Source organism: Armatimonas sp., assembly GCF_043757465.1.
Classification (GTDB): domain Bacteria; phylum Armatimonadota; class Armatimonadia; order Armatimonadales; family Armatimonadaceae; genus Armatimonas.
This window is the reverse complement of sequence record NZ_JAYVPL010000009.1, coordinates 36484-56566: the sequence shown is the minus strand read 5'-3', so window position 1 is coordinate 56566 and position 20083 is coordinate 36484. Positions and strand designations below refer to the sequence as shown.

Here is a 20083-nt window from a genome sequence, read left to right as displayed (position 1 = left end):
GCTCGCGGTGGTCGTCAGTCTGGGGGCAACAGGGTGCAGTCAACCTACTCCTGTTCGTCTTGTTGCGCCCAAGCCTACCTGGGCTTGGGTGAGGTTGGATGCTCTGGTTGTGAACAGTCCGTTAACAAAAAAACCGAAAACCTTCTCCCCTCTTGGAATCCCGGCACGGGTACAAATGACATTCCCTTCAGTTCTTACGACGTCCCTGTTCTCGGAAATTCCCGGCTGGGAGACGGCCCAACAGCGCCGACGAGAAGCAAGAAAGAGACTACAGGAAGCCGACCTCCAGGGAATACAAGAATTTTCCGAACGCCTTCAACAGCGTCAGACACGTTTTTGGGCGATCAGTCAGGCACTGTTTGAAGTACAGGAGAGGCGCACTTCGGTAGCTAAGGCACAGGAAGATCGGTTAGAGGCGGAGCGTAGTGTCTCTGAAAAAGTGGCGATGCTCAGAGATGACCTTGCTCTCGCACAGATCCAATATCAGATATCCCAGGCCCTTGCTAGCCCGGCCAACGACACGCTCCTCGCTCCCGATGATCCTGTGAAGGTGCAGGCCGAGGTCACTCGGCTGAAGGCCGCCGCACTACGTGCCGAGATACAGACAGATCCTCTGAGCGGAGTGCGACGTGCAAAAGTTCTCTGGACAAGAGGGTCGCCCCCGCGTAACCCTCGGGTGCTCTACGCCGCCTCGCGGGATGTTCTGAAGGTTCTCTGTGACACACTAGATGCCCAGGTTACACAGGTGCAGAAAGATGCCGAGCAGAAACGACTCCTCAGGGCCCAGGAGCGAGAGGCGGAAGTCCAGATACAAATCGCACAGCATCTCGAAGGCCTGCGGAGTCGGTCGGAGAGCTTTGTTCTACGCTTAGATCAGGAAGAGAGCCTGGGTAAGATACTGCTGGCAGAGGAGCTTCCGACGCGGCGTGCCGCGAGCGGCTCTCTACCGCTAACGTCCCCTCTGACTCCCTCTCCCTCCCCAAAAAACACTGCCCCCGTCAAGCAGCTCACCTCGCTTCCGACCAACTCAACACTCATAACGGAGCGCTCCGCTCTGGAGGCGGAAGTCCGTGCAGCGGTGCTGGATATCGCCCAACGCAAGGGCATTTTGATCTCGTTTCGTCCCCGTCCTGGCGTGCCAGATCGTACTGCAGAATTTGCAAATTGGATAAGGGTAAGCTTGTGATTGAAGAAAAAGAACTGCGCCGCCGGACGGTAGCAGAGATTGCAGCAGTCGTACAAGGTCAGGTCTTTGGCGACCCAGCGACCATGATCTGTGGGATCGCCTCCATTGAAGAGGCACAGACAGGCGATATTACCTTCGCCGAGAGCCCACGCTTCCTGGAGACCGCACGCCGCTCTCTTGCCTCCGCCATCCTGGCCCCTCAAACGGCGATTATTAACGGTGACACCAAGGTAATGATCGGTGTCGAGAATCCCCGATTGGCTTTTGCTCAACTCCTAGACCTCTTTGCACCAGAGCACTACGCGCCACGCGGCATCCACCCGACAGCGGTACTGGGGAGCGATCTTCAGTACGGCAGCTTGGTATCTATCGGCGCTCAAAGCGTCATTGGTGAGAATGTCCGACTGGGAAAGAACGTGACAATTCACCCGCTCTGCTATATTGGCAACAATGTGGAGATCGGCGACGATACTATCCTGTTTCCCCAGGTCACTCTTTTACATGGCACCAAGATCGGTAGCCGCACCATCATCCACTCAGGAACGGTGATCGGGGCAGATGGCTTCGGGTACATGATGGTGGGTGGCCAGCACCTGAAAGTGCCGCAGATCGGAACGGTCACCATTGGCGACGATGTAGAGATGGGTGCAAACTGCACCATTGATCGGGCTAAGACCGGGACAACTCGGATCGGCAATGGCACTAAACTAGATAATATGGTGCATGTGGCTCACAACTGTCAGGTGGGAGAGCACTGCCTACTAGTCGCACAAGTCGCGCTCGCAGGCGGCGTCCAAGTGGGTGACTACTCGGTCTTCGCGGGCCAATCGGGGGCGGGAGAGCATGTCAAGATCGGCGCACGCTCTGTGATCGCCGGACGCGGCGGCGCGATCCACGACCTGCCGGAGGGCTCTTTTGTCTCCGGGTTCCCTGCCCGCCCTCACAAAGAAGTTCTCAAGGCGCAGGCCGCGATGCACCGCCTGCCCGACATGCTCAAGAAAGTGCGTGACCTAGAGAAGCGTCTCGTACAGCTAGAAAAAGAAAAGTCCTCCGCTTGAGGAAGCGGAAGACTTTTCTAATCGGGGCGACACGATTCGAACGTGCGACCTTCTGAACCCCATTCAGACGCGCTACCAAGCTGCGCCACGCCCCGAAAAGATGCAAGGGCAATAGTATCACCTCATAGGTGAACCCGCAACCATTCCCCTCTGTTCTGCGTTAAGATTTCTGTGCAAGAAAAATCTATTCTTTTCCAGCTGTTCCCCAAGCTGACCGGTCAGAACGGCTACGAAGACCTTGTCCGTGCCGCTGAGCTCCTCAAAACCAGCGCGCTCTGGGACGAGGCACAACAAAAAAGCACTCTCACGAGCCGCCGCCGAGCTCTCGGCGATACGCCTGTTCGACAGGCAAGAGCGCTGATTGATGCTGCGATGCTCAAACCAATACTCTCACCCGTTCGTGAGCTGACTGCCGCAACCACCTTCCCCGAGTTCGCTGGCTTCCGCGATTGTGCCCGGCTGCTCAACGCAGAGATGCATCTCTTGTTCGCGGAAGGCCGAACGGCAGCCGCACTGGTGAGCTTTTCCCAAGGCCTACGACTGGGCAGTGCTCCTAAGGGTGAGATACTGATCGGCGGATTGGTCGGAGTAGCGATTGATGCAATCGTACTGGCAAGGGTGATGCGCCACCTGGAGCAGTGCACGCCCCGCGACTGTGATCGCATTCAGGCCACACTCAGAGAGCATGTCGAGCGCGACCAAGGCAATGCAGAGAAGGCAATCGCAAGTGAGATGCGCTTCGTAGAGAGCATACTTCCGACACTGGAGAAAAGTGGAGCGGAGGTATTTTCGGAGCTATTCTCCGATGAAGACGATCCTGCACTAGCGCACCTGCAGCGTCAGATCGCCGCACTTCAGAGGGATTCCGCTGAAAAGAAGCGAGTATTTTCCGCCTTTGTCCGAGGTGCACAAGCGAACCTAGATCGTGCTCTGACCTATCTTTCGGCCCCGAATACGCTACCCCCAGAGCCTAAGCTCCCCGAGGGTTCACTGGAAGCCGCGCTAGTCAATGCTCTCACTCCAACTTTTCCCACAGCGGTCGAGCAATTTGTGCAGGATCGCATCAACTGGCAGCTTCTTTACTGCCATGCAGCGATCCGCAAGTACAAGTGGGAGTGGGAGAAACTGCCAGAAAATCTGGAGGTGCTGAAGCTAGGGGAGTGGGCGCTTGATCCGTACACACGCCAGCCCTTTCGCTATGAAATGAAAGACAAAATCTACGAACTTTCCAGCGCTGGGCCGATAGGAGAAGATGGCAAACGGGTGCCGGTTCATCTGCCGTGGCGGAAAAATTGACGAGAGGGCCTTGCGTGGCCTATAATAGAGTCCAAGGATTTTTGCGGAGCCGTAACCGTCGGGCAGGAAACGACGTTTACTAGGCATCAACCTGCAGGAGAAAGATACTCTATGCCCGCATTCACATACACGGCCAAGGCCGCAGATGGCAAAACACTCACCGGCACTAGCGATGCCACTACTCCCTCTGAGCTGCGCCAGCGTCTCACCGAGCAGGGCTACACCGTTCAAAAAGTAGCTCCCGCAAAAGCGACGAAAAAAGCAGCGACGAAGGCCGCTATGAACCAGCCTACTTTTCTGGACAAGTTCCAGAAAGTCAAGCTGACCGATCTCTCAATCTTCTGCCGCCAGTTCTCCACCATGATTGATGCTGGTGTGTCGCTGGTTCGCTGTCTTGACGTTCTCTCGGAGCAGTCCCAGTCCCCTAAGCTACGCCGCATTATTGGGGATCTACGCGCCGAGGTCGAGGCAGGTAACATGCTCTCCAAGGCGATGTCCAAGTACCCCTCGGTCTTCTCCAACCTCTTTGTCGGTCTGATCCGTGCGGGAGAAGTTGGTGGTGTGCTGGAAGAGTCTCTCCAGCGCCTTTCGATCTTCCTCGAGAAAGACGTCGAGCTACGGCGTAAAGTGAAGGCAGCGATGACCTACCCAGCCATCGTCTCCTGCGTCGCTCTGGGAATCGTGCTCTTTCTCACCATCCGTATCGTCCCCGAGTTTCTGAAGATGTTCATTGACCTCGGATTAAAGGCGGAGGACTTCCCTGCTCCGACAATGCTCCTTAAGACCATGTCCGACTTTTTGGTACAGAAGTGGTACATCATGATGCTCAGCGTGATGGTCTGTATTGTCGCCTTCAAGATGTTTGTACGCACCAAGTTCGGTCGGCGTGTGGCGGATCGTGCCAAGCTGAAAATACCGGTCTTCGGAAAACTCAACCACAAGGTGGCCCTGGCCCGCTTCTCCAGAACCCTCTCGACTCTGCTGAGCTCGGGGGTGCCGATCCTCCAGGCACTGGAAACGGTGGCCGGCACGGTCTCCAACGAGATCCTCTCCGATGCGATCCTCGATGCCCGTGCCCGTGTCCGTGAAGGAGACGTGATCTCCGAGCCACTACGCAAGTCCAAGATGTTCCCTCCCATGGTTGTCCAGATGATCTCCATTGGTCAGGAATCGGGATCGCTCGATACCATGCTCTCCAAGATCGCGGACTTCTACGACGGGGAAGTGGACGCCGCTATCTCGTCACTAACCGCCGCCATCGAGCCCGTCTTGATTGTCTTTCTGGGCTTTACGGTCGGCTATATCGTGATCGCGATGTTCCTCCCGCTGGCTGGTCTCATCCAGGGTCTCTCCAGCGACAACGGCGAGTAATAAAACACATCACAATCGAAACGAACCCTCTCGCAGTGCGAGAGGGTTCGTTTTTTCAGTGTTTTACCGATAACATAAAGTGATGAATTTTGAGTGGCCCGCGCTGCCGGACTCGTTCTGGTACTACGTTGCTTTCGCCTACGGAGCCATTGTCGGCTCGTTCTTAAATGTGGTGATCTACCGACTTCCGCTGGGCAAGCATCTCTCTAAACCCGCAAGTCACTGCCCCAATTGCAACCATATTATTACGTTCTGGGAGAATATTCCCCTCCTCTCGTTTTTGTTCTTGCGTGCCCGCTGCAGTGACTGTAAGGAGCCGATTTCCTGGCGGTATTTCTGTGTGGAGCTCTTTACAGCCTGCTTCTGGACCCTGCTGTACCACTCGATCGTGCTGCCCTACCAACCGCTGACGACATGTAACTTTATCTTCACTGCGCTGATCGCAGCGCTCCTGATCGCACTGGTCTTTATTGACCTGGATCACTTCCTTGCCCCTGATGAGCTGACGTGGTTCGTGGTTGCCCTGGGGCTAGGGCGCGATCTGGCCTGTGGGGTTATTGCAGCCTCGCAACATGAGTGGGCACGTTTTTCCCAGGATTACCTCTACTTTGGCTGGCTGCCGGTCTCTCTCGTGGGAGCAGCTTGCTACGGTGGCCTGCTCTTTCTTGTCTCATTTGTGGGTTTTATCGTCTACGCACGCCAGCCGCAGGAGAGCCTCTCCCAAATAATTCGGCGTTTCTTTATCGAGGAGTCTCCTCTAGAAACGACTACAGAAAAGGGAATGGCCCTTGTGGGTGCCGACAAGTCCCCCGACGAGCCTAGCGCCGAGGACAGCGCGAGCACACCTCCCCGACTGGCGCTCTCCCCATTATTTTTGACGTCGCTCTCGTTTCTGGCAATGGCCCCGATGTTCCCCCTCTGGGCAGCACTTTTTTTGGTGATCCCTCTCGCCGCCTTCTTTGTGATGACCCGCCGCAGTGATGAGGCGCCGCTGGCCACTCTACTACGCTTTGGCCGCTCCGATGACCTAGGCCTGCCTGCCTCCGCCAACGCGGAGATTGCCGCTGCTGCCGCAGAGGCCGATGAGTTTGCCCGAGAGACAGAGACCGGGCAGCACGGTGCGATGGGGCTGGGTGATGTAAAGCTGGCACTGGGCCTGGGGGCAATTCTGGGCCCTGGCATGGCGATTCTCTCGCTGGTCTTTGCGACATTTCTCGGGGCTGTGGTGGGAGGGGGGCTCGCACTCCTACGTGGACGCAACATGAAGTACGGGGTTCCCTTTGTCCCGTTCATGGCAGCCGGTGCCATGATTGTGATGTGCTTTGGCCCACAGATGGTCGAAAGCTACAAAAAACTCGCCTTCCCCCAAAAAGAAGACTCTCTGCACCTGGACGTGCGTAGTCCCCGGACCCGTCGCCGCATGGGCCTGCCCCCCCTGAAACCCGGTCAGTAGGAGCTATGCACCGACGCGTCCCACAAGCCGCACGCCCTTCCCGATTCGATCCGGGCCGTCGCCCAGCTCCTCGCGTGCTTTCTCCGCCAGCCCCAGCAGGCGCTTCACAACCTTGGGATGCTGCGCCGCCAGATCTACCGTCTCCCCCGGATCGGCGACGAGGTCATAGAGCTGGGGCTGGGCAATACGCGCCTGCCTGTACTTGACCGGTGTGCCGCCCGTGGCGCGGGGTGGGTTCGTGCCAAGCGTGCGGTAGGCCTGTGGCAGCATCACCTTCCAGCGCCCCGAGCGCACGGCCTGTAACTCGTTGTTGTTGTAGTAGAAAAAGTACGCCTCCTGCGGACTCTTCGCCGCACGATCTCCGCTCAGCAGCGGCCAAATATCTTTGCCATCTATCTTTTTTTTAGGCAGTGGTGCCCCGGCAAGGGTCGTAATCGTCGGCAACAGATCAATGGTCATCGCGGGCTCTGTGATCACACTTCCCGCCCGAATTCTCCCAGGCCAGCGCGCCACAAACGGCTCACGGACGCCGCCCTCCCAGCACGTCCCCTTTCCCTCTCGTAATGGCCCCGCGCTTCCCGCGTGCTCGCCGTAGCTGAGCCAGGGGCCATTGTCCGACGTGAAGATCACCAATGTGTCGCGCTCCACTCCGGTGCGTTTCAGGGCCGCCAGAAGCTGCCCCACACTCGCATCTAGCTCCTCGATCACGTCGCCAAAGGCCCCGCGCTTGGAGTGGCCCTGCCATTTCTTGCCCGGCGCGAGCGGGACGTGCGGCATGGCGTGGGCAAAGTACAGAAAAAACGGTGTCTTTGTCGCGTGCTTCTCGATGAAACCGACAGCTCGGTCGGTATAGCGCTGCATGAGGCTCCCCATCTGCTCCAAGTTCTCGATAACCTGCACCTGCTTCTCGCCGTCCATCAGCGGCAGCGGCGGATAGGCACGCGGCGTGTCCGGGTGGCCCGGCCACATGTCGTTGGAGTAGGGCAAGCCCAGCCACTCATCAAAGCCATGTCGCGTCGGGTTAAACTCCGGCTGATGCCCCAGATGCCACTTGCCCACCATGCCGGTTGCGTAGCCCTTCGCCTTCAGCACCTGCGGCAAGAGCAGCTCCCCGCTGCTAATCCCAATCTTCGATGCTGGCCCGAGCGCTCCCTGAATCCCGACGCGCCCACAGTAGCACCCTGAGAGCAGCGCCGCCCGGCTGGCAGAGCACACGGGCTGTGCAACATAGAAGTCCGTGAAGCGCACGCCGTCGCGGGCGAGCGAGTCAATGTCCGGCGTCCGAATGTCCTTGGCCCCAAAGCAGCCCACATCGGCATACGCCAGATCATCCGCGAAGATCAAGACAATGTTCATGGAGGCATTTTACCCGCTTCCCCCTTTCCCCATAGGAGGAGAGGGTTTGAGGGAATCCAGTGTAAAATGACGCATGGTACAGCAAAGACAGAAAAAGCCTGATGCGAGCAACACGCGCCTTACCATGGCGGATTGGGTGCTGATGGTGATGCACCTGCTCCCTGGTGGCTTCTTTGCCACCCTTCTCCCCTCACTACTGCGCCACTTCCCGAATAACCTCGCCCAGGTTTTGATCACAGCGGCCATTTCGCTTGCAACCCTTGGCTATCTGGGGGCGAGCCTGACGCTGCTACTGCGCTTTCGCCGTGCCGCCGCAGTGCTAGAGGCTCTCTGCACGCTTGCCTGGTGGTGTGGCGGGGTGTATTTTTGGCTTATAGGCACTCCTACGGTGCGCCTTCATCCCGCCACACTTGCCTGGATTGGCGGGATGTTTCTGATCGGTACCGTCCATCTCCTTATTGCGGGCTGGCTCTGGCGACAAAAAGACCAGGATGGGAAGGATTAGATTGTGGTGCTACAACAGAAGCAACAAGAGAAGCAACAAGAGAGAGTAGCCCCGGAAAATAGGCTCCAGCTTCTGGAGATTATTCTCGGTTTACTGCATCTCTTTGCAGGAGCAATCCTCCTGATCTACGTCGTCTGGGTAATCTACAAACTCTACCCCCAGCCCGTCCAACCCAGTCAGCCCTGGTACCGGTTCGTCAGCCTCCCTACGGTTCTGATTTTTTCGTTTTGCACGACTCTCGCAGCGGTGCTTCTTCTCTGTCGCCAGCGCCGCGCCGCACGCTGGCTCCAGTGGGGCAGCGCTCTTGCTTCCCTTTGTCTCGTGGCACTCGTTCTTTATCGCATTTGGGAACGCTACAGTCAGAATACTAACCCCTTCTACGTAGCCGGCTATATTCTCCTCAGTCTCTGGATGTTCTGGTTCGCGAAGTTTCTGAAGCAACGAGAGGGCGAAAGTTCTTGATGCAAAGGCAGAAACAGCAGCACCGGCAAAGGCGCTCCGTGGTTGAGCTGGTTGTGGCAACACTTGCCTTGCTTTGGGGAGTGACAACAGCGGTTTTCTTCTACCAGCTCAACCACGAACCGACTCTGATTGGGGCGATTGGCAATGCCTTGTGGATCTTCCAGGGCGTGTTTTGCGGCCTGGGAGGGCTCCTCTCGCTTTTGCGCCTTCGTGCCGCCGCCCGCCTCGCCCTGTCTCTTGCCGCGCTGTGCCTGATCGGGCTGATCGGTATCGCGCTCTGGATAGCATTTACTCAACCGCCAACCATCACAGTGAACTTGATTCTCTCAGGAGTGGTACTGATTCTTGCGCTGGGCTGCTTTTTCCTGGGGCGCTGGCTTGGGCAGCAGGAAGATAGCGACGTGTAGGCGAAAAATAGCCTCATGCTGACTGACACCCAACGCGCGACACTCGCTGCCTTCGCCGACATTGTGATTCCACCCGACGATGCCCCAGGCGGTGCAGATACCGGAGCGGTGGCGTTTGTCGAGAACCTACTCGCGCGGGAACTAGCGCCCCGCGCCGCAGACTACGCCGCGTTTCTGGATAGCCTCGCCGAGACGGGCATGGATTTCTCGCCAGAACTAGAAGCCACCCCCATCTTCCGGCTCGCTGCCGAAACCATCCATGAGGCGTACTGGACAAGCGCGGCGGGCAAGCGGGCCGTGGGGTTTGTGGAAAATTAATTTGACACTGCAAACAGCCTTTGGTATACTGTTCAGGTTGTGTGACGCAGGTGAGGCCGTCGTCATGCACGACAAGATTAACACCGCGTGTGCGGAGGAGGCTGGAGTCGGACCGCAAAGAGACGAACCCTAAAATAGTTCCTCATTTGAAACCCTCCCTCGCCCTGCGTGTGACGATTGCGTCGAATTCGCGGGGTTTTTGTTTGCCCAGTGGGGCGCGATTTATCCCGTAGAAAGCATTCCCCTGTCGCCTGAAGGTGGCAGTGAAAGAATCTCAGGAGCTTAAGGCCGTTTATGCCAACTATTAGTCAGCTAGTCCGCAAGGGGCGCAAGCCCGTTGTCAAAAAGAGCAAGTCGCCCGCCATGCAGGGAAATCCTCAGAAGCGCGGCGTCTGTGTGGTGGTCCGTACTCAGACCCCCAAGAAACCGAACTCGGCTCTGCGTAAGATCGCCCGTGTGCGCCTTACCAACGGAATCGAAGTCACCGCGTATGTCCCGGGGATCGGGCACAACCTGCAGGAGCACTCCGTCGTCATGATCCGCGGCGGTCGTGTGAAAGACCTGCCCGGTGTGCGCTATCATATTCTCCGTGGAACCCTGGATACTCAAGGAACCAAGGACCGCAAGTCCAGCCGCAGTAAATACGGCACCAAGCGGCCCAAGCCCGGTCAGGCAGCAGCGCCCGCGAAAGGAAAGAAATAACCTATGCCACGCAAAGGCCCTGCACCGCGTCGCGTTATCGCGCCGGACCCTATCTACAACCAGGTTATGGTCTCCCGCTTCATCAACCGGCTCATGCTGGATGGTAAGAAGTCGGTCGCCGAGCGCATTTTCTACGATGCCCTCGAAAAAGTCGAAGCCCGCGCCGGTCGTCCTGGTATCGAGGTCTTCAACGAGGCCCTTCGCAACACCATGCCCGTAGTCGAGGTCAAGCCTCGTCGTGTCGGTGGTGCAACCTACCAGGTGCCTATCGAAGTCAAGTCGCCCCGTAAAGAGGCGGTGGGTATTCGCTGGATGATCACCTTCGCTCGCCGCCGCAATGGCCGCAGCATGGTGGACAAGCTCTCCGCCGAGATTCTCGACGCTGCTAACAAGCAAGGCGGCGCGGTTCGTCGGCGTGAAGAAGGCTTTAAGATGGCCGAGGCCAACAAGGCATTCTCACACTATCGGTTCTAGGTGGCTTAACAAAGCCCTCGCCGCCTGGACCGAAAAGGCCAGGCGGCGTTTCGCTGTCTGGCATTTCAAGGTCGAAGTAGGGCAGACATCGGAAGGAAACAGGAAAAATGGCTAGAGACTTTTCTCTCGAAAACACGCGAAATATCGGTATTGCGGCACACATTGATGCAGGCAAGACCACGACCACAGAGCGCGTCCTGCTCTACACCGGAGTCAACTACAAGATCGGTGAAGTGCACGACGGCACCGCGACTATGGACTGGATGGAGCAAGAGCGCGAGCGCGGTATCACTATTACCTCCGCTGCAACCACTTGTTTCTGGGGTCTAGAGCCCAACCATGATCCGTTAAAAGCCGATCTTGGGGGCCGTGAGAACACGCACCGTATTAACATCATTGACACCCCCGGCCACGTGGACTTTACCGTCGAGGTGGAGCGTTCCATGCGCGTTCTGGATGGTGCCGTTGCAGTGTTCTGCGCCGTGGGTGGTGTCCAGCCCCAGTCCGAGACCGTCTGGCGTCAGGCCAATAAGTACAAAGTGCCTCGTGTCGCATTCGTCAATAAGATGGACCGCGCGGGTGCTGACTTCTTAACCGTCGTCCGGCAGGTCAAAGAGCGCCTGGGTGCCAAGCCCGTCCCACTCCAGCTCCCTATCGGTGCTGAGGCGGAGTTTAAGGGCATCGTTGATCTGATCACGATGAAGGCCTACAACTACTCCGATGACTTCGGTAAGAAGCCGCTGGAAGTGGAAATTCCCGCCGACATGCGCGACCAGGTTGATGAGTACCGTGCGCTTATGGTCGAGGAAGCCGCCACTATTGATGAAACTCTCATGGAGAAGTATCTGGAAGGCGAGGAGCTGACCATTGATGAGATCCGTGCGGCGATCCGTAAGGGGACGCTGTCCATGGAGATCACTCCGATGATCTGTGGCTCCGCTTTCAAGAATAAAGGCGTCCAGTCCATGCTCGATGCGGTCATCTACTACCTGCCATCCCCGGTGGATGTGGAAGCCGTGCCTGGCATTAACCCGGACACCCTGGCCGAAGACAGCCGCAAGCCGGGTGACAACGAGCCTTTCTCCGCACTGGCCTTCAAGCTGATGAACGACCCGCACGTCGGGAACCTGACGTTCTTCCGTGTGTACTCGGGCACCCTCACCAAGGGCAGCTATGTGTACAATGCAACCAAGGGCAAGAAAGAGCGCGTCAGCCGCATTCTTCAGATGCACGCCAACAAGCGTGAGGAGATTGATATTGTCTACTCCGGCGATATTGCCGCCGCTGTGGGTCTTTCTGACACCACGACGGGCGATACGCTGGCTGATGAGAAGAAGCCGATTATCCTGGAGTCTATGACCTTCCCCGAGCCCGTCATTGAGATGAGCATCGAGCCCAAGACCAAGGCCGACCAGGACAAGATGGGTGTCGCACTTCAGCGGCTCTCCGCGGAGGACCCGACCTTCCGGACGCACACCGACCAGGAGACGGGGCAGACGATCATCCGTGGCATGGGCGAGCTGCACCTTGAGATTCTCGTGGATCGTATGCGACGCGAGTTCAAGGTCGAGGCCAATCAGGGCACGCCGCAGGTTGCTTACCGTGAGACGATCAAGGGAAGCGCGACCGAGCGTGGACTCTTCAAGAAGCAGACCGGTGGCCGTGGTAAGTTCGGCGACTGCACGCTCATTGTCGAGACGAACGAGCAGGGTAAGGGCTTTGAGTTTATCAATAAGACCGTCGGTGGCTCAATTCCGCGTGAGTTCATCCCCGCTGTCCAGCGTGGCTGTGAGGACACTCTCCTCCACGGCGTCCTGGCGGGCTACCCGGTGGTGGACGTGAAAGCGACTGTCATTGACGGTTCCTTCCACGACGTGGACTCGGACGAGATCTCGTTCCGTGAAGCGGGCCGTATGGCGATGAGTGCGGGAATGCGTAAGGCGCTCCCCATCATTCTGGAGCCCATCATGTCGGTGGAGTCCGTCACGCCCGATCAGTACCTTGGGGACGTGATCGGTGACCTGAACCGCCGCCGTGGAATAATCGAGTCACAAGAGACCCTGATGGGGGGAATCCGCGCCGTCAAGGCCAAGATTCCGCTCTCGGAGATGTTTGGCTACATCAGCGACCTGCGCTCGATGACCCAGGGCCGCGCTTCCTCGACGATGGAGCCTTCGCACTACGAGGAAGTGCCCCGCAACGTCGGTGAGGAGATCATGGCCAAGTCCGGTCGCAAGGGCAAGGGCGGCGACGACGACTAGAATCGTCCGCTCCCTCTCACTGCCTCCCCCACCACCGTGTGGGGGAGGTTTTTATTTTTTCTGCCGATAATCTCTATATGAGAGCCACGAATCAACTTTCCGCCACAGGCGTTCTGATCGCCTTTATCGAGCGTGACGCCGCACTCTATGCCCGCGTGCGCTTCGCCACGCACCGTGGCCAGCCTATCGAGTTTGTCTCCCGCACGCCCATTACCGCCGAGAGTGACTTCGTCGGGGACTAGGTGGGCGTTTGCTACCGCCCCGAGCAGCCCGAGGGTGCCTGGATTTCGTAAGCCAGCCCCCCACCCCCCGTCCAACGGGGGAGATTAAAGGAATCTGATTCCCCATCGTCCCCCCGCTGGGCGGGGGTGAGGGGGCCTAGTACGTGTTCACCCGCGCCACCATATCGCCCTGGTCGCCGAATTGAACATAGTGAGGGTTCGTGCGCGGTGTGCCGTTTTCGTTCCTCCCCACAATTGCCCGCCCGTTGTCGTCGTCGCCATCCGGGCCACACGACCAGAGCGTGAACTTGTCGCCTGCCTCACGTCGGTAGCCGAAAGATTGCCCGAAGCGTGGTGCAAAGGGATCGTCAGGGAGGGATTTGAGATAGCCGTTCGTGACAAGTTCCTGGAGCGCCGCCGGGTAGCTGCCTTTCTCTAGGCGAAACGCACGGATCGCAAGATAGGCCCGCGCCTGTGCCGTCTCTGCCCGCGTCGCGGTATCTTTCTGGCCCGCTTGCGCAAACACAGGCATCATTATCGCGTTTAGGGGATCGTCTGGCATGCGAGGGCTGGGCCGTTTAGGATCGTACGGAAGCTTCGACTGCTCGGCAAGCTCGACCATGTAGCGCCCACTCTCGGCAAAGATACGCTTTTTCGTGTGCCAGAGAAGCTGAGCGGTCATCAGGGAACGTGCCAGAGTCCGCTCCGCCACACTGGGTTTTTCAGAGCCCTTCATTCCTGGCATGACTGTCATAAAGGATTCTACCGTCTCGTTCTCCGTGTAGACTTGTCCAAGCTCCCACGCATTCCTCCGCATCACCGTAAAGCTATTGGATTGTGTATAGTCCCGCTCATCCAGGAGCACACTCTGGAACGAATAGCGCTTCGGCTCCAGCGCTTCCAGACGAGTGACTGTGGCGCGTGCGGTCTTTGCATCCAAACCGTCGGCAAGCTCCCAGAGAGGCTTTCGCCCAATGGCCTCGCAAGCGATCCCCACTAAGTCGCCGATCAGGTGGCTCCGGTGTGAAATAAGTATCCCAAGCTCGATAGCGTCAACTGCGCACTCTGCCGCCTTGTCTTTCTGTCCCAGGTCGGCGTAGGTACGGCTGGCGAAGCTCAGCATACGGGCAAGCTCGCGGTGATTGGCAAACGCAGGAAAGCTTGTCCCCAGATCACCATACTTCGCCGGGGCAGCGTAGTCTTGCACCAGTGCCTCGCGAAGCTTAGCGATAGCGGCTTTGTTTTTCTCCAGAAGCACTTTACGCCCCTCCAGCGGCTGCGGCTTCTCCGGCACCGACTTCCCTAATTTCTTATCGAAGCGAGTCATGGGCGACGTGACAATATCCCCAAACTTGGTAATCTCGACTTTCTTAGCCTCTTTCAGTGTGTCGTAGGCGTTAGGCGTGGGGAGTTTCCACTCGGGGATTTTGTAGTCCGGGGCGGCGTTGCCACGAATCCAGACAGCTCCACCCAGCCCGATGAGAACCGCGAGGGTGCTTGTGCAGCCGATTCCAAGAGTACGTTTTACTTTGCTCATGGGCATTAGTATGCCGCAAGCTGTATTTGGTTGCAGGAAAACGGGCTAGAAAAGCCGAAGAGAAGCCCATGACCACACTCGCCGATGTTACCCTTCGTAGCGTCCCCATCGTTGATCCTCAGGATAGCCTTGAGAATGCCATTGCCTTAATGCAGGCCGACCCGCTCCAGACCGTGGTGCTGGTGGGCGATGAGATGTACATGGGCATGCTCAACGCCCAAATGCTGGAGTCGTCGCTCATTCCCTCCGGCGTGGATCTTTCGACGCTACAAGTGGGGCCGTACGTGCGCCCCACCCGCCCGCTTCATCCCGAGACAACCGTGGCGGAAGCGCTAGCCGCACTGGAGCACAAAGGGGTTCTCGCACTGCCCGTGGTGGCGGGAAATGTGTATCAGGGCGTCGTAACACGGGGCGAGCTAAAATAAGCTCATTTGCTGCTGGCCGGGTGGTGTGGGTGTGGAGAGTCCCAGGCGGTGACGTAGCGCCATTAGTGTTGCAGGAGCGTGGCCTTCGTAGAAGTTGCGGACGTGGACAAAGACCGTGCCCGTAGCGGCTTTAAGCTGCTCGGCCCAGTGATCTAGTTCCGTATCGCGCGGAATCACGCGCTGATCGAAGCGCTCGACACAGTTTTCCCCGCTCCGCGAGCTGCGAGGCGATCGGGGTTTGCTGCCAGCCGCTCTCACGCAGCTCAACGGCCCACGGCAGGGAGAGTTCGGTGAGGGCATCGGCAAAGATGAGTAGGTTACGGGCTTCCCCCCGGCCAAAGTCGGGGGGGAGCTGTAAGATCAAGCGGCCTAATTTCTTTCCCAGTCCCGCGTGCAGCAGCAGCCCGAAGTCGCGTGCCTCTTTTACCGAGGCCGGACCGACCAGGCGACGCTCGTGGGTGATAAGCCGGGGGACTTTGGCGGAGAACTTGAAACCCTCTGGGGTTTGCCGATCCCATTGTGACAGCGTGCTCTCCCGAGGCGATGCGTAGAAAGTTGTGTCCAGCTCAATCGCATCGAATACTTTGGCGTACTCGGTGAGCAGACGGGAGTTAGAGGTGCCGAGCGCGTAGAAAGGCCCCTCCCAATCGGGGTAAGACCAGCCCATTGTCCCCGTATAGATGCGTGTTTTCTCCATCGAACCTTGTCCTCTAAAGTTTACACCGTTATAGTTTTTACACTATGCGACTCGGAGTATTTCTGTTATTTGTCTGTGGTGGCTGTGCTGCGGGAACCGTGCGCTCGTCAACGCTGTCGCCCCCCAGCTCTGATCTTACCCCCAACTATGCCTCCTCGCTGCGCTCATTGCGCCACTGGCCCCAGCCCCGTGTGGCGGTCTGGCTCGACAATATGACCGAGGTGCAGGCACAGAAAATAGAGTACGCCATGCACCTCTGGAACGAAGCGCTCCTGGGCAAGGTCACGCTCATTCGCTCAAGCTCGCCGGAGGCGCCTATTGTGGTGCGCCTAGCTTCCCCGGCCGTGCTGGATGGCTCTCAGGGAAAGACAACCGTGATGGCGGACGCGAGCACGCAGGAGCTTCAGAGCGCACTGACTTTGCTCAACTCCGGGCTGGAAGAGGACTGGCTGACCCTGATCGCCGCCCACGAGCTAGGTCATGCGCTTGGGATTTCCGGCCACAGCCCAAGCACAGACGATTTGATGTACGAAGCCCCCGGTCCCCAGCTCGCCATTACCACTCGTGACCGCAATACCCTGCTGCTAGCCTACCGCTAGAGGAGCGCCTCTGTCAGTGCGAGCTTAGACTCACGTAGCGCCTCAACGACGAGCGCCGCCATCGCTCTTGCCCCTTCCGTATTAAAGTGCGTGTTATCCTCGACCCCCTTGGGATAGTGAGGGTTCTCGTCCGGCTTGAGCTGCAGGAACAGCTTGCGCGATGGCTCTGCACCAAGCGAACGCAGAACTTTCTCGCTCAGTCGCTGGTGGTCTATCAGAGGTGTTTTCGTCGCCGTAGCAACGTCACGCACCAAGTCTGGGTAGACACCGTGCGTATCATAGAACTGCCCTTGCGCATCGAAGCGGCGACGCATCACCGGGGTCAGGAGCACGGGGTTCGCGCCCCGCTTGCGGACATCGGAAACAAAACGCGTGAGATTTGCCTTGTAGTCTTCTGGGGGGGTGTAGCGCTCGCCTTTCTCTTTGGACTGGTCGTTGTGACCAAACTGAATAAAGACCCAGTCGCCTTTCTGCACACGGGCAAGCAGCGCCTCCCAGCGTTTTTCGGCCAAAAAGCTCTTGGTGCTTCGCCCATTGATCGCGTGATTCTCGATTCGCAGCTTGCTCTCGTCCACAAAGAGCCGCAGTCCCTCGCCCCAGCCGGTCTCGGGGCGCTTGTCGGGGAGTTTCTCGGCCATCGTGGAGTCGCCTGCCAGAAAGAGGGTCGGCACTCGGGGCAGGTCTTTGAGTGCAAAACGGGCGAGTGTGATTGTCTCATAGGCACTTTTCTCGCCACACTCATACAGACAACCGAGCGTGTTGTTCTTCAGCGAAGCCAAGTCCGAGTACGCACTCGGCCCGGCATGCAGCGTCAGCCGTCGCTCCCAGGTCTTGCCATCATCCTCACTGGCACGCACGGTGAGATTTTTACGCCCCTCCCGGCTGGCGGGGTTGGAGAAGACAATCGTTTTCGTATCGGCGCGCCGGATGCTGGCCTGGCAAATAGGCTCGATGAGCGCAAAATCCGGGCGCTGGTCGCTCCAAGTCAGTCCTCCGTCTTTACTGACTGCTACCTGTCGCGCCCTCGAAGCCAGATCGTAGCTACGCATGTTGAGCAGCAGGCTGCCGTCGCTGCGCTCGACCACTTCGCACTCGTTCACCTGATCACGCGGCGGCGTGCCGCCCCGTTTCCAGCTCGCCCCGTGGTCATCGCTGTAGATCACATGCGAAAAATAGCGCTTGGTCTTGGCCTCGATATGGTCGCAGGGAATCACCAGACGCCCGTTTTTTTCAAGCTGAATCCCCGCGCCCGGTCCCGTTGCGTACCACGTCCACTCGGGGAGTTTCACATCCGCCGTGATCTCGCGTGGGGTCGTCCAAGTGCTACCATCATCTACCGATGACGTGACAAAAACTCTTCTCGTGTCCTTACTGGTCTGGGCGATAATCTGCGGCTCTTTGTCGTCGCCTCGGTTCCAGGTGAGCAGGAGCCAGATCATCCCTGTTTGCCTGTCCACTACAGGCGATGGGTTGCCGCAGGTATTGCCCACATCGGCCCAGACAACCTGCTGCTCGCTCCAGCTCGCGCCATTATCTACCGAGCGACGCAGGAGAATCTCAATCGCCCCGCTATCCCCTGCCCCCGCACGCCGCCCTTCGCAAAACGCCAGCACGGTGCCTTTTGTTGTCACTGCCAGCGCCGGAATTCGGTAGGACTTGTAGCCGCCCTGGCCACTCTTCCATAGAACGTCTTGGGTCATGTTTAAATCCTAATCACGGAACATTCGCCCGTAGTTCCTCAAGCCACAGGGTCGCTTCCGAGTCTGAGGGGGCGCGCCAGTCTCCTCGGGGTGAGAGGCTGCCGCCGCTGCCGACTTTGGGGCCGTTAGGGACGCAAGTGCGCTTGAACTGGCTGGTTTTAAAGAAGCGCCAGAGAAAGACTTCGAGCCATTTTTTGATCGTCGGCAGGTCGTAGGAATCCCCGACACTGGCTGAGAGATAGGCGACTTTGCTGGGGGTGAAGCCAAAGCGCGTGATGTAGTAGAGGTTAAAGTCTTGCAGCGCATACGGCCCGATCTTCTCCTCGGTTTTTTGTGCGGGCTTGTCACTCGAATCTCCGCCAGGGATTAGCTCAGGGGAGATCTCCGTGTCGGCGATGCTGATAAGAATGCGGCTGGCCTCCTCACCAAATAAGCCCTTGGTCGCGACCCAGCGGATGAGATACTGGATGAGGGTTTTAGGGACGGAGGCATTCACATTGTAGTGGCTCATGTGATCCCCGACGCCGTAGGTGCACCAGCCTAGCGCAAGCTCGGAGAGGTCACCGGTGCCGAGCACAATGCCGTTGTGGAAGTTGGCGAGCCGGAAGAGATGGCTGGTGCGCTCGCCCGCTTGCACGTTCTCAAAAGTAATGTCGTAGACCGGCTCGCCCGCATGAAACGGGTGGCCGAGGTCTTTTAACATCTGCAAGCACGACGGGCGAATGTCCAGCTCGGTCGCTGTGACACCGAGCGCCGCCATGAGTGCATGGGCATTGGACTTGGTGTGGTCGCTGGTGGCAAAACCGGGCATCGTGTAGGCGAGAATATTCGTGCGGGGCAGACCCAGCTTGTCCATCGTGTTGCAGGCGACAATCAGCGCGTGCGTCGAGTCCAGCCCGCCCGAGACCCCAATCACGATCTTCTCGATCTTGGCGCTCTGCAAGCGCTTGTGCAGACCGTGGACTTGAATATTATAAGCTTCGTAGCAGTGGGCATCGCGCACGGCCGCGTCATCCGGGACAAACGGGAAGCGCTCAACAGGGCGGAGGAGCTTTGTCTCCGTGAGCGGCGGCTCAAAGGTAAACGCAACCCGGCGCATCGTGGCGAGCTTCTCACGCTGGTCGTGCACCGAGTCGGCAAAGCTGGTCTGGCGCATGCGCTCTTGTACCAGACGCTCCAGATCAATATCGGCCAGAATCAGATCTTCGTCCTCGGAGAAACGCTCGGACTCGGCCAGCTTCGTGCCGTTTTCATAGACCAGCGCGTGGCCATCCCAGGCTAAGTCATTGGTGCTCTCACCCGGCCCCGCCGCCGAGTAGAGATAGGCAGACAGACAGCGCGCGGACTGGCCCGATGCCAGTGCCTTTCGGTACTCCGCTTTGCCCACAGTGATATTGCTCGCCGAGAGGTTGGCTAAGACAGTCGCCCCGGCAAGGGCACCAAACGTGGAGGGCGGCAGCGGTGTCCAGACATCCTCGCAGATCTCGACATGAAGCGTAAAGTCCGGCAGATTTGTGCAAGTAAAGACGAGATCCGAGCCGAGTGGAACCGTGCTTCCCAGCAAGCTCACGTCGCGGGTGACCACATCACGGCCTGAGGCGAACTGGCGCTTCTCGTAGAACTCCCGGTAGCTGGGCAGATAGGTCTTGGGAACCAGCCCCAGAACCTTGCCACGTTGCACCACGGCGCAGACATTGAGTAGGCACTGTTCCACACGCAGCGGCAAGCCGATCAGTAGCACCGTCTCCCACGCGGCGCTCGCCGCGATCACAGAGGCAAGTGCACGCTGCGTCGCGTCTAGGAGAGCGCTCTGGTGAAATAGATCCTCACAGGAGTAGGCCGAGAGCCCAAGCTCTGGGAAGAGCGCCACAGCGGCGTGCTGCTCCGAGGCGCGGGCGGCCAGCGCAATCGTCCGCTCCGCATTGAACGCGGGATCCGCGACGCGCACCAGAGGAATACAGACCGCCGCGCGAACCAAGCCGTGGCGGTACGGGTTAAAAAACGGCAACATGGGATTATCTTACCTCAGGGCTTAAGTCCTGAAGCGATTGCGCC

21 protein-coding genes and 1 tRNA gene are annotated in these 20083 nt (G+C 58.4%); 15 read left to right on the top strand and 7 right to left on the bottom strand.

What is annotated here, in order from left to right; all coding sequences use genetic code 11:
* Positions 1-175 precede the first annotated feature (175 nt).
* Complete coding sequence (locus tag ACH2ED_RS01435) at positions 176-1186, top strand: hypothetical protein (RefSeq protein ID WP_395088410.1); 1011 nt, start codon at positions 176-178, stop codon at positions 1184-1186.
* A complete protein-coding gene (gene lpxD / locus ACH2ED_RS01430; RefSeq protein ID WP_395088409.1) occupies positions 1183-2244 on the top strand; it encodes a UDP-3-O-(3-hydroxymyristoyl)glucosamine N-acyltransferase in 1062 nt (353 codons plus the stop codon). The genes ACH2ED_RS01435 and lpxD overlap by 4 nt, the downstream gene beginning before the upstream one ends.
* 21 nt (positions 2245-2265) lie before the next feature.
* Here the strand turns inward: lpxD and ACH2ED_RS01425 are convergent.
* Positions 2266-2339: transfer RNA gene (locus ACH2ED_RS01425), tRNA-Pro, on the bottom strand.
* 76 nt (positions 2340-2415) lie between these two features.
* On the opposite strand from ACH2ED_RS01425, the gene ACH2ED_RS01420 reads away from it, so the two are divergent.
* From ACH2ED_RS01420 to ACH2ED_RS01410, 3 genes are all read left to right on the top strand, one after another.
* Positions 2416-3540, top strand: a complete 1125-nt coding sequence (locus ACH2ED_RS01420; protein WP_395088408.1) for a hypothetical protein — start codon at positions 2416-2418, stop codon at positions 3538-3540.
* 111 nt (positions 3541-3651) lie between these two features.
* Positions 3652-4911: a type II secretion system F family protein gene (locus tag ACH2ED_RS01415; RefSeq protein ID WP_395088407.1), complete on the top strand. Its 1260-nt coding sequence runs from the start codon at positions 3652-3654 to the stop codon at positions 4909-4911.
* An 82-nt stretch (positions 4912-4993) separates the two neighbouring features.
* The gene (locus tag ACH2ED_RS01410) at positions 4994-6364 is read left to right on the top strand and encodes a prepilin peptidase (RefSeq protein ID WP_395088406.1); all 1371 of its coding nucleotides are present in this window, start codon (positions 4994-4996) and stop codon (positions 6362-6364) included.
* Positions 6365-6367: 3 nt separating this feature from the next.
* Here the strand turns inward: ACH2ED_RS01410 and ACH2ED_RS01405 are convergent, their stop codons facing one another.
* Positions 6368-7720, bottom strand: a complete 1353-nt coding sequence (locus tag ACH2ED_RS01405) for a sulfatase (RefSeq protein ID WP_395088405.1) — start codon at positions 7718-7720, stop codon at positions 6368-6370.
* A 73-nt stretch (positions 7721-7793) separates the two neighbouring features.
* Between ACH2ED_RS01405 and ACH2ED_RS01400 the strand changes: the two genes are divergently transcribed.
* The 8 genes from ACH2ED_RS01400 to ACH2ED_RS01365 all read left to right on the top strand — a co-directional run bounded on the left by ACH2ED_RS01400 (position 7794) and on the right by ACH2ED_RS01365 (position 13091).
* On the top strand, positions 7794-8225 hold the full coding sequence (locus tag ACH2ED_RS01400) for a hypothetical protein (protein WP_395088404.1): 432 nt from the start codon (positions 7794-7796) through the stop codon (positions 8223-8225).
* Between the two features lie 3 nt (positions 8226-8228).
* A complete protein-coding gene (locus ACH2ED_RS01395) occupies positions 8229-8687 on the top strand; it encodes a hypothetical protein (protein ID WP_395088403.1) in 459 nt (152 codons plus the stop codon).
* A complete protein-coding gene (locus ACH2ED_RS01390) occupies positions 8687-9094 on the top strand; it encodes a hypothetical protein (RefSeq protein ID WP_395088402.1) in 408 nt (135 codons plus the stop codon). The genes ACH2ED_RS01395 and ACH2ED_RS01390 overlap by 1 nt, the downstream gene beginning before the upstream one ends.
* Positions 9095-9109: 15 nt before the next feature.
* Positions 9110-9412 carry a gluconate 2-dehydrogenase subunit 3 family protein gene (locus ACH2ED_RS01385; protein ID WP_395088401.1) on the top strand — a complete coding sequence of 101 codons (303 nt, stop codon included), beginning with the start codon at positions 9110-9112 and terminating at the stop codon, positions 9410-9412.
* A 294-nt stretch (positions 9413-9706) separates the two neighbouring features.
* Positions 9707-10114, top strand: a complete 408-nt coding sequence (gene rpsL, locus ACH2ED_RS01380) for a 30S ribosomal protein S12 (protein WP_184199401.1) — start codon at positions 9707-9709, stop codon at positions 10112-10114.
* A gap of 3 nt (positions 10115-10117) precedes the next feature.
* Positions 10118-10588: a 30S ribosomal protein S7 gene (gene rpsG / locus ACH2ED_RS01375; protein WP_309696883.1), complete on the top strand. Its 471-nt coding sequence runs from the start codon at positions 10118-10120 to the stop codon at positions 10586-10588.
* 107 nt (positions 10589-10695) lie between these two features.
* Positions 10696-12849, top strand: a complete 2154-nt coding sequence (gene fusA, locus ACH2ED_RS01370) for an elongation factor G (RefSeq protein ID WP_395088400.1) — start codon at positions 10696-10698, stop codon at positions 12847-12849.
* A 77-nt stretch (positions 12850-12926) separates the two neighbouring features.
* Positions 12927-13091 carry a hypothetical protein gene (locus ACH2ED_RS01365; RefSeq protein WP_395088399.1) on the top strand — a complete coding sequence of 55 codons (165 nt, stop codon included), beginning with the start codon at positions 12927-12929 and terminating at the stop codon, positions 13089-13091.
* Between the two features lie 136 nt (positions 13092-13227).
* Here the strand turns inward: ACH2ED_RS01365 and ACH2ED_RS01360 are convergent, their stop codons facing one another.
* Positions 13228-14607, bottom strand: coding sequence for a hypothetical protein (locus ACH2ED_RS01360; RefSeq protein ID WP_395088398.1), 1380 nt, complete (start codon positions 14605-14607; stop codon positions 13228-13230).
* A 68-nt stretch (positions 14608-14675) separates the two neighbouring features.
* On the opposite strand from ACH2ED_RS01360, the gene ACH2ED_RS01355 reads away from it, so the two are divergent.
* On the top strand, positions 14676-15032 hold the full coding sequence (locus ACH2ED_RS01355; RefSeq protein ID WP_395088397.1) for a CBS domain-containing protein: 357 nt from the start codon (positions 14676-14678) through the stop codon (positions 15030-15032).
* Here ACH2ED_RS01355 and ACH2ED_RS01350 read toward each other — a convergent pair.
* Together ACH2ED_RS01350 and ACH2ED_RS01345 are read right to left on the bottom strand one after the other, a co-directional pair.
* On the bottom strand, positions 15024-15209 hold the full coding sequence (locus ACH2ED_RS01350) for a hypothetical protein (protein ID WP_395088396.1): 186 nt from the start codon (positions 15207-15209) through the stop codon (positions 15024-15026). The two genes, ACH2ED_RS01355 and ACH2ED_RS01350, sit on opposite strands and share 9 nt — an antisense overlap.
* Positions 15163-15729 carry a DUF72 domain-containing protein gene (locus ACH2ED_RS01345; RefSeq protein WP_395088395.1) on the bottom strand — a complete coding sequence of 189 codons (567 nt, stop codon included), beginning with the start codon at positions 15727-15729 and terminating at the stop codon, positions 15163-15165. Before ACH2ED_RS01345 ends, ACH2ED_RS01350 begins: the two co-directional genes overlap by 47 nt.
* Before the next feature lie 44 nt (positions 15730-15773).
* Here ACH2ED_RS01345 and ACH2ED_RS01340 point away from each other — a divergent pair, with 44 nt between their 5' ends.
* Entirely contained in the window at positions 15774-16328 is a 555-nt protein-coding gene (locus tag ACH2ED_RS01340; RefSeq protein WP_395088394.1) for a matrixin family metalloprotease, read from the top strand.
* Here the strand turns inward: ACH2ED_RS01340 and ACH2ED_RS01335 are convergent.
* On the bottom strand, positions 16325-18028 hold the full coding sequence (locus ACH2ED_RS01335) for an exo-alpha-sialidase (protein WP_395088393.1): 1704 nt from the start codon (positions 18026-18028) through the stop codon (positions 16325-16327). The genes ACH2ED_RS01340 and ACH2ED_RS01335 overlap by 4 nt on opposite strands.
* A 13-nt stretch (positions 18029-18041) precedes the next feature.
* Complete coding sequence (locus tag ACH2ED_RS01330) at positions 18042-20039, bottom strand: NAD(+) synthase (RefSeq protein WP_395088392.1); 1998 nt, start codon at positions 20037-20039, stop codon at positions 18042-18044.
* Positions 20040-20083 lie beyond the last annotated feature (44 nt).

Coding starts and splice junctions, on each gene's coding strand:
- ACH2ED_RS01415 (WP_395088407.1), top strand. CDS start 3,652: ATGCCCGCATTCACATACACGGCCAAGGCCGCAGATGGCAAAACACTC.
- ACH2ED_RS01345 (WP_395088395.1), bottom strand. CDS start 15,729: ATGGAGAAAACACGCATCTATACGGGGACAATGGGCTGGTCTTACCCC.
- rpsL (WP_184199401.1), top strand. CDS start 9,707: ATGCCAACTATTAGTCAGCTAGTCCGCAAGGGGCGCAAGCCCGTTGTC.
- ACH2ED_RS01330 (WP_395088392.1), bottom strand. CDS start 20,039: ATGTTGCCGTTTTTTAACCCGTACCGCCACGGCTTGGTTCGCGCGGCG.
- ACH2ED_RS01405 (WP_395088405.1), bottom strand. CDS start 7,720: ATGAACATTGTCTTGATCTTCGCGGATGATCTGGCGTATGCCGATGTG.
- ACH2ED_RS01340 (WP_395088394.1), top strand. CDS start 15,774: ATGCGACTCGGAGTATTTCTGTTATTTGTCTGTGGTGGCTGTGCTGCG.
- ACH2ED_RS01400 (WP_395088404.1), top strand. CDS start 7,794: ATGGTACAGCAAAGACAGAAAAAGCCTGATGCGAGCAACACGCGCCTT.
- fusA (WP_395088400.1), top strand. CDS start 10,696: ATGGCTAGAGACTTTTCTCTCGAAAACACGCGAAATATCGGTATTGCG.
- ACH2ED_RS01385 (WP_395088401.1), top strand. CDS start 9,110: ATGCTGACTGACACCCAACGCGCGACACTCGCTGCCTTCGCCGACATT.
- ACH2ED_RS01335 (WP_395088393.1), bottom strand. CDS start 18,028: ATGACCCAAGACGTTCTATGGAAGAGTGGCCAGGGCGGCTACAAGTCC.
- rpsG (WP_309696883.1), top strand. CDS start 10,118: ATGCCACGCAAAGGCCCTGCACCGCGTCGCGTTATCGCGCCGGACCCT.
- ACH2ED_RS01365 (WP_395088399.1), top strand. CDS start 12,927: ATGAGAGCCACGAATCAACTTTCCGCCACAGGCGTTCTGATCGCCTTT.
- ACH2ED_RS01410 (WP_395088406.1), top strand. CDS start 4,994: ATGAATTTTGAGTGGCCCGCGCTGCCGGACTCGTTCTGGTACTACGTT.
- ACH2ED_RS01355 (WP_395088397.1), top strand. CDS start 14,676: ATGACCACACTCGCCGATGTTACCCTTCGTAGCGTCCCCATCGTTGAT.
- ACH2ED_RS01435 (WP_395088410.1), top strand. CDS start 176: ATGACATTCCCTTCAGTTCTTACGACGTCCCTGTTCTCGGAAATTCCC.
- ACH2ED_RS01390 (WP_395088402.1), top strand. CDS start 8,687: ATGCAAAGGCAGAAACAGCAGCACCGGCAAAGGCGCTCCGTGGTTGAG.
- ACH2ED_RS01360 (WP_395088398.1), bottom strand. CDS start 14,607: ATGAGCAAAGTAAAACGTACTCTTGGAATCGGCTGCACAAGCACCCTC.